Below are 9,229 nucleotides of genomic sequence, written 5' to 3'. Positions count from 1 at the left end.
GAGGTCCCCTTCTGCTTTTCCTCGTAGGTGTCGGAGCCCAACTGATAGGCTGAAGCGGACAGCACCGCCTTGAGCTGTACCGTGCTGCGCACTCCATAGATGCGGACGCCGCTCACTTTCTGGTCCGCGTAGGCGCTGGCGTAGGCCTTGCCGTAGATCAGGACGTCCGCCTGGAAGTTACGGGCGATCTCCCGTAGCTTTTCCGGGTCCCCCGCGCTCCGCGCTGCGGCCAGGTCGATCTCCTTCAGCGCCCCTGCCTGGGTTGGGTCGACCAGCAGGTACCCCGCCTTCTCGAAGACCCGCAACACCTCGCTCTCCGCGGTGGAGAGGAAGGAGGGCTTGTCGCCGATCCGCTCGTCCAGTAGAACCATGATGCGGGGGTTCCCCAGCGCGTCGATGACCACCGGACCCAGCACCCCGTCCAGCGCGGCCTCCGCTACGTCGCAGGAGGCGGACAGGTGGAGCAGGCCGTCGGCGTCCTCCCACTCCCTCAGGATATCCATCCGTTTGACGATGCCCTGGGACTGGGAGAAGACCTTGTCCTTCACCACCTCGAAGTCCTTCATCTCCGTGATGCCAGTGACGTAGGCGCCAAGGGCCTTCTCCAGCGCGTCGCGTTGGAGGGAGCGCTTAGCCTCCTCGCGGGCCTTGTTCTTCGCCCCGTCGACGATGGGGGCGTACCCCTCCGCCTCCACCGTGATGAGCTTTCCGACCGGAGGCTTGGGAGCCGCCTTCTTCGCACCCCAGGCCCCCGTGGCTGCGCCCAGCGTCAGGACGAGGCACAGTGCCGTGAGCGCCGCCCTCCTGAAAGCCCCTCCGAAGGGGAGGGGCTGAAACGCATTTCGTGTCGATCGCTCTCGCATGGGACGCCGCCTACTTGGAAACCACGATCACTTTGCAGTCCTTGCGGAAGTCGTAGGAGCTGCCGCGGACCTTTGCGGCAGCCGAGTTCGGGATGACGATGTCCACATTCCCGTTCTTCAGCTTGACTGCCTTGGTGACGATCGGGTTGCTGGCGACGTGAACCTCGCCCTTCGCGTAGTTGATGTTGTTGTAGTAGGCGCAGAGCCCCGACTGGAGGAAGCGGTCCTGATCCACGAACGCCATGCCGTACACCGGCTTGCCCGACTCGTCGAGGACGCGGAAGCTCATCGAGGGGACCAGCGGAAGGTGGCGGGCGTCGATGACGAGGCCCGTGTAGCGCCCCGCGGACTTCTTGGGTTTGGGTTCCTTATAGGACTTGTCCGCCGGGATCTTCGGTGCGACGACGGCCCGGACCGGGGGCAGTTTGATCCGGCCGGTGACCGTATAGGCCTCGCCGTCCCACTCGCCGCGCATGACCTCCACGTTCTTGATGATGCCGGAGATCTCGGAGCGCACGCGGTCCTCCGCCATGAAGTCGTTCATCGTGGTCTGTCCGTCGATCCGAACGCCCTTCATGAACTCCAGCAGGTTGCGCTGAAGGTCCAGGGTCGCGCCCCTGCGCGCCAGCGCCTTGCCCTGGGCGCCCTTCTTTCCCGTGGGCGCCACCGCCATGCCCGTGGCCTCGATGTAGTTCTCCGTCCAGTTCATCAGGCCGTTTTCCGTCTTGACGACGACCGCACCCGGCCCGTTGACGTCGGGCACGGCGACTTCCGCCTGTGCGACGACGGGGGACTTGTCCATCAGGGCGATTTCCTTGCTCTGAAGGGCCGACTCCTTTTCGCTCAGAGCAGCTTCCTTCTTCTTCAGCTCGGCCTCCCGTGCCTCGAGGTCCGCTTGATGCTTTTCCGCCAGAAGGGCCTCCTTCTTCTGGAGCTCGGCTTCGCGGGCCGCAAGCTCGGCCTCGCGCTTGTCCGCAATGGCCGCTTCCTTCTGCTTCAGGTCCGCTTCCCGCGCCGCAAGCTCTGCGGACGACTCGGAGGAGGCCTGATCCTTCTTCTGCAACTCGGCTTCCCGCGCGGCGAGGGCGGCCTCCTTCTCCTTCAGCGCCGCCTCGCGGGCCACAAGCTCCGCGGACGATTCGGAAGACGCTTTGCCCTGACTCGCCAGCGCGTCCTCGCGCTTCGCAAGGTCGGCCTCCCGCGCGGCCAGTGCCTTCTCACGCTCTGCAAGCTCTGCGGACGAGGCGACGGAAACCTTGTCCTGATTTGCCAGCGCGTCCTCACGCTTTGCAAGGTCGGCCTCCCGATCGGCCAATGCCTTCTCGCGCTCCGCAAGCTCCGCGGACGATTCGGAAGACGCCTTGCCCTGACTGGCCAGCTCCGCCTCACGCCCCGCAAGGTCGGCCTCCCGCCTGGCAAGCTCTGCCTCGCGCTCCGCGAGCTCAATGGACGCGGCGGAAGAGGCCTTGTCCTGTTTCACCAGGTTGACCTCTCGCTCCGCAAGGGCTGCCTCGCGCTGCGCCAACTCTGCCTCGCGCTCCGCGAGCTTCAGAGATTGGCCGGCGAGGTCCTGATCGTCAAAGGTCGCCTTGGCTTCCGCAACCTTTTCGTCCTCCTCACCCTCGGTGGAGGCGGTAGCCTCCTGGGTGGCGGCCCCCACTGCCGGGGTGTTCTTTTCTACGAAAACCGCTTCCGCCCCCGCGTCATGAACGTCCGGGGCGAGGCCCGCAAGCGCCAACGAAACCATGACCACCTTCAGCGACGTCATAAACATAACGTCAATCCCTCCCAGCAGAATCGTGATAAAGAGGCTAAGTTTGTGTAGACTAGAGTTAAAAACGCGCTGCGGAGAAGAAGCGAAGAATCCCTTTCTCCACGCTGTCATTTTATATGACCGAAAGCGCTTTGTAAAATGCGTTTGATGTCCTCCGAGGCGGAGATGAAGCAATGTGAAATGGCCTGGCGTGAAGGATCTGCGCCAGAGCCGGGCGAAGGGGGTGGGATTTCCCATCGGGGCGTTTCTCCCTTTCGGTGCCCGCTCGGTCCTTTTGGGCGGAGTTGGGCCAGCTATCCGAATTCTTAAATATGTAGTTTTAAAGACAGCATGGGGCTGGCAGGGGAAAAATGCGCTATAATCTTTTGAATTCCGCCGCGCTGTCTTGCCGTGGGAGGAAAAATTTTTTTGTGTCAGGGAGGTCTTTTTGTTGGAAGTCACATTGACGCCGATCATGTGTCTTTTTGTCGTCGTGGTGTTCATGTCGATTGGCGACATCGTCTCCATGAAGACGAAGGCGTTCGTGCCGTCCGTGTTCGTCGCGGCGGTCCTGTTCCTGGCCGGCTACTGGGGCGGCTGGCTGCCGAAGGACATCGTGGATCGGGCCCAGATGGGCGCGCCGATCGCCACGGTTTCCATGTACCTGCTCATCACCCACATGGGCACCATGATGAGCGTCCGCGAGCTGTGCCGGGAGTGGAAGACGGTCGTCATTGCCGTGGCAGGGCTTGCGGGAATGGCCCTCCTCCTGTGGTACGTCGGCCCCCTGTTCACGGACCGCAACGCGATCGTCACGGGCACGCCCCCGCTCTCGGGCGGCGTGGTGGCGGCCATCATCATGAGCAAGGCCGCAGGTGACCTGGGGATGAAGGACATGGCCGTGATGGCCATGCTCATCTACATCGTGCAGGGCTTCGTGGGCTACCCGCTGACGGCGCTCTGCCTGAAGAGCGAGGGCAAGCGCCTGCTGAAGCTCCGGGCCGAAGGCAGGGCCGAGACCGCGCGATCCGACGTGGATGCGGCGACGGGTTCGGGCTTCCACCTCGTTCCCCTGAAGTACCAGACCACCTACACGCACATTGCCTGCGTCGCGCTGGTGGCCTCTCTGGCCGACCTCTCATCGATCGGCCTGAAATCCTTCCTGGCCTACCTCAACCCGGAGTGGGTGCGCTACTCGCTGCACCCGTTGGTGATCTGCCTCATCTTCGGCGCCATCGCCGCGGAGTTCGGCATCGTGGAGCGCAGGCCCATGAACAAGGCCGGCGCCATGGGCTACCTCATCACGATCCTGATGGTCTTCATCATGGGGATGCTGAACAGCGCGACGCCTGAGATGCTCCCGCAGCTCGTGCGCCCCATCGTGGTGGTGGTGGTGGTGGGCGTCGTGGGACTCCTGGTCGCCTCCTGCATCGTGGGCGCGGTTTTGGGCTACACCCTGCCCATGGCCATGGCGCTCTCGCTGACGGCCCTCTACGGCTTCCCGCCGAACTACGTCCTCACGGACGAGGCTTCGAAGGCCCTGGCGGGCGGAGACGAGGACACGTACAACTTCCTGATGAGCCACATGCTGCCCAAGATGCTGACGGGCGGGTTCATCACCGTGACGATCACCTCCGTCATCCTGGCGGGGATCTACTCCACCCTTCTGGTCCCGCCTGCGGCGATGTAGCGGACCTGAGAACGAGCGTAATGAACGAGGGCGACCCATCAGGGTCGCCCTCGTTCGTCAGGCCGGTCGGGAACCCCGACCGCCTTCAAGATGCATGTCAACGCGCATCCACGTTGCGCTTACTTTTCCAGGACGACCTTCCAACCGCCCTCGCGTTCTTCCTTCGTGGCGCGCCAGCCCTTGTTCTCACCGAAGCGCGCGACGTTGTCCCGCGAGGTGCCCGTATCGACGAGCACCTCGACGCGGCCGGACGTCAGGCCGGAGAGGGCCTTCTTCGCCGCCATGACGGGCTGAGGGCAGGAGAGCCCACTCGCATCCACCGTGATCGTTTCGCTCATGACCAAGACCTCCTTAATTAGGCAGTGCGAAGCCTGACCGTGTCAGGCCCGCGCCGGACGGAACAGGACGCCGACGGCCAGGCAGAAGACGAGCCCGGCGATCGTCACGGGGATGCCCATGGGGCCGAGGCCTGCGCCGCTGGAGGCTGCGGAGAAGTTGTGCGCCATCGCGGCGCCTACCAACATGCCCAGGACGAAGACGGCGGCGTCGTTGTCGCCCTCCCCCGTCATGATGAGCTGGCGCCCGGGGCACCCGCCCGCGAGGGTGAAGGCCAGGCCGGAGAGCACCATGCCCAGGAAGTTCCAGGTTTCGTTGGTGTGGGCGATGGGCTGGTCGCCAAAGCCCGGCTTGAAGAAGCCGAAGCCGTAGTTCGCGGCGAAGGCCACGACGGTGAAGGCCACGATACCCTTGAAGAGGTGGGCGTCGCCCATCATGAAGAGGTCACGCAGGGCTCCAACCGTGCAGAACCGGCTGCGCTGGGCCAGCCACCCGACGATGAGGCCGGCAGCCAGGGAGATCAGGGGCGCCGCGTGCGTGGCTCCCGGTCCCTTCTCCGAGAATAGAATGAGGGACGTCACGGCCTTCGTTCCGTCGGCCCCGACGGACTCGATGGTCGGCTTCAGGAACAGGAGCGCCAGGATGGTTAACGCCAGGACGGGCATCGCGAGGCCTGCGCCCTTGGGGCTGCGCTCGGCGGCGCCGAGGCTGAAGCCGTTCCACAGGAACCCGATGCCGATCAGCACGCCGACGATCAGGCCGCCGATCCCATAGACCGCGCTCCAGTCGCCGCCTGCCAGGCGGAGGTACGCCCTCCAGGGGCAGCCCAGGAACACCAGCGCGCCGAACATGGCGCAGATGCCGAGGACGAAGCGCACGGCGGGGGAGGAGCCTCCGCGGGGCGCGTACTCGCGGAACAGGAGCGACGAGAGGAAGGCGCCCAGGACGAAGCCTGGAATCTCCGGTCGGATGTACTGCACCACCGCCGCGCGGTGCAGGCCGAGCGCTCCCGCGATGTCCCGCGTGAAGCAGGCCACACAGAAGCCCATGTTGCCGGGGTTGCCGAACTTGACGAGCAGCACGGCGATGAGCCCGATGATCCCGCCCGCGATCCAGGGACCGTTGCGGGACGTCAATAGCTTATCCATGATACAAAACCTCCATAGTTTGGGGCACAGGAACAGGTCCGCCTGAGCATCGGTCAGGGCGGACGCCTGCGGGGGGTCCCATGGAGAGCGACGAGGCCGGGGACGTTCCCCCACCACATGAGGACGCAGAGGACGCGAACGGGAAGCACGCTTCCCGCCGTGAGCGGTTTCATCTTGCGCATCATGTCATGGCAGAACGCCTCCTTTCGGGGAAGCTGGGGAAAAATTTTATGTCGGGCCCGGAGCGGGAACGGGCTTCGGGCCCTCCGTATCGAGCGGACGCGAGGAAGCGCGCTTCTACGGCTCCTCCTTGCGGGGAGCGAACATCAGCTCAAAGGCCTTGTGCGTTTCCCGCGGCAGGATGCGGTAGCCCTTCTTCTCCTTGGTCATCCAGAGGAAGTAGTCCTTGTAGAAGGAGGCCGCCATGGCGAGGATGGACTTGTTGCGGTTGTCCTTGAGGTGCTCGTAGGGGTTCTTCAACCTTCGTTCCTCGTCGCTGTCCCAGCGGAAGGCGCCGAGGGCGTAGCTGAGGGACTTGTCCTCGCCGCCGTTGGGAAAGACCGGAAGGAGCAGCGCGTGGTCCTGCCAGTCGTAGGCTCCCAGCCCCTGGCCGGGGATGAAGATCACGCTTGGAACGCCGTACATGCGGATGCGCGGCACGGCGAACATGTCCATGTCCATGCCGCACATCGCCTCAAGTCGGGCGAGGTTGGCCGCGCGGTCGATGGGGGCCGCGTCCGAGGGGCAGAGCGGCGTCGTATCGCAGCGCGCGATCTTGCCGGGGACGGCCATGTACTCCCTCTTGCGCTGGACCATTTCCTTGAGCTCGCTGCGCTTCATGGCGTCGGAGAACTGGGAGCAGGCGTCCGTGACCTTTTTGGAACGGCGTTCGACCTTCTTCACGTCCATCTGGCAGTAGAGGATCTTTCGTGCCGTGGTGCGCGTTTCCTCGTGCAGCGCCAGAAACGCCTCCATGTCGGGCAGGGGAAGGGGGTTTTCGGCGTACTTCTGCGCGCTCGAAACCATGAGGCGCATGGCGCTTTCCGCCTCCGCGTAGCGGAAGCGATCCTGCGACAGGGAGGATCGCAGGTCCTCCTTTGCCTCGCGGTACTCCGGAACGCGCATCTCCACCTTCATCGCCGTCAGCTCGAAGGCGTTCAGGTCCTGGAGCAGCTTGCTTGCGTCGGAGGCTGCGTCGCGGTGGTCGGTAGCGATGCGGGTGAGCTCCGCCCCCCGCCTGTCCTGAAGCTTCTGAAGTTCCTCCTTGAGGTGCTCCACGCGGTCCGCCGGCGACATGCCGATGGAGGGGGCCGGGCACTCGGTGCCCGTGATCATGGCCCAGCAGGAAGCGATGTAGTCCGACAGGGCGAAGGTGGGGAAGATGCCCGCGCCGCAGTGTGCGTTCAGGGCGCGGTCCGCCTTGAAGTCCTGGTGGGCGGGCAGGAGCGACCCCGGCGCACCCGGACAGCCGAAGTCGATGAACAGGCGTTCCGACTCGTCGAAGGAGAGCTGAACCGGCATGTCCTCGGTGCAGGCGCGGAGCAGGGCGAACAGCGCGTCCCACCAGGCGCCCGCGGCCTTCGTCCAGAGCTTCAGGGCCTCGCTGCGGTTCTCCGGCTTTCCGGAGTTCGCGAGCGTCGCGTACTTTTGGCTGAGGTCCGTCAGCGTAGACGACGCCGACGCCACCTCGGGTACGTCCTTCCAGCGCGGGAAAAGGGGGGCGCTCATGATGACCACCTCGGAAGGGCGGCCAGGAGCTCATCCCTCAGGATGGCCATGCCGCGCGACGCGCCCTCGCGGATGACGGTGAAGGGGTGGCTTGAAGGGGTGCTGACCTCCTTGGGATCGATGAGGTAGGCCAGGGTGCTGCCCCGCAGGTCGTGGACCAGCCCCGCCGCGGGGTAGACGACGAGGGAGGAGCCGATGACGACGAAGATGTCCGCCTCCCGGACCCAGCGGGCGGCCTCCGAGATCATGGGGACGGCCTCGCCGAACCAGACGACGAAGGGCCGCAGCAGGGCGCCGTCGGGGCCTCGTTCGCCGTACTCCATCTTGCGGTAGCCGATGTCGATGGGGTGAGAGTCGTCGTCCACGCTCCGGGCTTTCGTCAGCTCTCCGTGCAGGTGCAGTACGTGGGTGCTGCCCGCCCGCTCGTGCAGGTTGTCCACGTTCTGCGTGATGACCCCGACGTCGAAGTGCTCCTCGAGGCTGGCGAGGATGCGGTGCCCCTCGTTGGGCTCCGCGTGCTCCAGCTGGGTGCGCAGGTTGTTGTAGAAGTCCACCATCAGCTTGGGGTTGCGGCGCCATCCCTCGGGGCTGGCTACGTCCTCAACCCCGTAATTTTCCCAAAGCCCGCCCTCGTCGCGAAAGGTCTTGAAGCCGCTCTCCGCGCTCATGCCGGCGCCGGTCAGGGCAACCAGGCGCTTCTTCGCTCCAGTTCCGGCGGTCTTTTCGGTCATGGACAAATCCCTCCTCGCGATTTACAATGAAAACAGGTTTTATTATCGCACACTTTGAATAAAATAACAGCGTGAGCGCGCTGCGCGACTGCGCTGTCGGAGGTGGCACCGTGTCGAAAAAAAGAAAAAAGGATGAAAAGGTGGCTTCGAGGCGAAAGCCCGGTTCCCACATCGGGGAGGGCATGGTCTTCTTGAAGCGCTTTTTCCGCGCGCCGCGCCAGGTGGGGAGCGTTGCCCCAAGCTCGCGCTTTCTGACCCGCGCGATGCTGGATTGCGTGGATTGGGAGAACGCCCTGAGCGTGGCGGAGCTGGGGGCCGGAACGGGCGTGTTCACGCGGGAGGTAGTGAAGCGTGCCAGGCCCGACGCCAAGGTGCTGGTCTTCGAGGTGGACCCGGCGCTTCAGGCGATGATCCGCCGCGAGCATCCCGGCCTGAAGCTGTACGGCGACGCGCAGGCCCTGCTCTCCATCATGAAGGACGAGGGCATCGAGAAGCTGGACTTCGTCATCTCAAGCCTGCCCTTCACCGTCCTTCCACGGGAGGTTGGGACGAATATCCTGAACGCCGTGCAGGATGCGCTGCGCCCGGATGGGCGCTTCGTGGCCTATCAGTACTCCAACATCATGCGTCCGATGCTGAACGCGCGCTTCTCGCAGGTCCGTCGCAAGTTCGTGCCCCTCAACATCCCCCCGGCCTTCGTGTTCGATTGCAGCGGCGACCGCCGCGCGGCACAGACGGCGTAGTCTTTGCCTGTTTCTTCAGGGGCTGCACTTGGACCGTGAATCCGCGCTGTAGAACGCGCCTTGCGAATGGCCCCGACACGCCGAACGACGGTCGGGGCCGTTTGAAATTACGCCCCTGCACAGGGGGCAGCTCACGCAAAGCTGACGACCCGTGAGCGGCAGCGAAAGCGTATGCTGCCACACGTAAAGCCTTGAGGATTGACCACCTTGCAGCCCAGGTTCAACAACCCGATGACA

General features: G+C 64.6%; 8 protein-coding genes. 2 read left to right on the top strand and 6 right to left on the bottom strand.

The annotated features are described in order from the left end of the window. Together Q0629_RS07680 and Q0629_RS07675 are read right to left on the bottom strand one after the other, a co-directional pair. On the bottom strand, positions 1-863 hold an 863-nt coding region (locus Q0629_RS07680), incomplete at its 3' end, for a hypothetical protein (protein WP_298780970.1). 10 nt (positions 864-873) lie between these two features. Continuing rightward, the gene (locus Q0629_RS07675; RefSeq protein WP_298780968.1) at positions 874-2,637 is read right to left on the bottom strand and encodes a hypothetical protein; all 1,764 of its coding nucleotides are present in this window, start codon (positions 2,635-2,637) and stop codon (positions 874-876) included. 430 nt (positions 2,638-3,067) lie between these two features. Here Q0629_RS07675 and Q0629_RS07670 point away from each other — a divergent pair, with 430 nt between their 5' ends. Next, on the top strand, positions 3,068-4,306 hold the full coding sequence (locus Q0629_RS07670) for a hypothetical protein (RefSeq protein ID WP_298780964.1): 1,239 nt from the start codon (positions 3,068-3,070) through the stop codon (positions 4,304-4,306). Between the two features lie 119 nt (positions 4,307-4,425). Here the strand turns inward: Q0629_RS07670 and Q0629_RS07665 are convergent, their stop codons facing one another. From Q0629_RS07665 to Q0629_RS07650, 4 genes are all read right to left on the bottom strand, one after another. Continuing rightward, the gene (locus tag Q0629_RS07665) at positions 4,426-4,644 is read right to left on the bottom strand and encodes a sulfurtransferase TusA family protein (RefSeq protein WP_298780962.1); all 219 of its coding nucleotides are present in this window, start codon (positions 4,642-4,644) and stop codon (positions 4,426-4,428) included. A gap of 42 nt (positions 4,645-4,686) precedes the next feature. Next, positions 4,687-5,790 carry a YedE family putative selenium transporter gene (gene yedE, locus Q0629_RS07660; RefSeq protein WP_298780960.1) on the bottom strand — a complete coding sequence of 368 codons (1,104 nt, stop codon included), beginning with the start codon at positions 5,788-5,790 and terminating at the stop codon, positions 4,687-4,689. Between the two features lie 297 nt (positions 5,791-6,087). Continuing rightward, positions 6,088-7,518: a hypothetical protein gene (locus tag Q0629_RS07655; protein WP_298780957.1), complete on the bottom strand. Its 1,431-nt coding sequence runs from the start codon at positions 7,516-7,518 to the stop codon at positions 6,088-6,090. Further along, positions 7,515-8,249 carry an NAD-dependent deacylase gene (locus Q0629_RS07650; RefSeq protein ID WP_298780955.1) on the bottom strand — a complete coding sequence of 245 codons (735 nt, stop codon included), beginning with the start codon at positions 8,247-8,249 and terminating at the stop codon, positions 7,515-7,517. Before Q0629_RS07650 ends, Q0629_RS07655 begins: the two co-directional genes overlap by 4 nt. Positions 8,250-8,359: 110 nt before the next feature. Between Q0629_RS07650 and Q0629_RS07645 the strand changes: the two genes are divergently transcribed. Next, a complete protein-coding gene (locus tag Q0629_RS07645) occupies positions 8,360-8,992 on the top strand; it encodes a methyltransferase domain-containing protein (protein WP_298780952.1) in 633 nt (210 codons plus the stop codon). The last annotated feature ends 237 nt before the right edge of the window (positions 8,993-9,229 follow it).

The sequence above is a fragment of the uncultured Fretibacterium sp. genome (assembly GCF_938030725.1).
Lineage (GTDB): Bacteria > Synergistota > Synergistia > Synergistales > Aminobacteriaceae > Fretibacterium.
The sequence above is the reverse complement of the archived record's forward strand: the minus strand, read 5'-3'. Positions and strand labels throughout refer to the sequence as shown.

Bases quoted from the DNA above. Each gene is read 5' to 3' on its own strand.
- Q0629_RS07675 (WP_298780968.1), bottom strand. From the start codon at position 2,637: ATGTTTATGACGTCGCTGAAGGTGGTCATGGTTTCGTTGGCGCTTGCG.
- Q0629_RS07665 (WP_298780962.1), bottom strand. From the start codon at position 4,644: ATGAGCGAAACGATCACGGTGGATGCGAGTGGGCTCTCCTGCCCTCAG.
- yedE (WP_298780960.1), bottom strand. From the start codon at position 5,790: ATGGATAAGCTATTGACGTCCCGCAACGGTCCCTGGATCGCGGGCGGG.
- Q0629_RS07655 (WP_298780957.1), bottom strand. From the start codon at position 7,518: ATGAGCGCCCCCCTTTTCCCGCGCTGGAAGGACGTACCCGAGGTGGCG.
- Q0629_RS07650 (WP_298780955.1), bottom strand. From the start codon at position 8,249: ATGACCGAAAAGACCGCCGGAACTGGAGCGAAGAAGCGCCTGGTTGCC.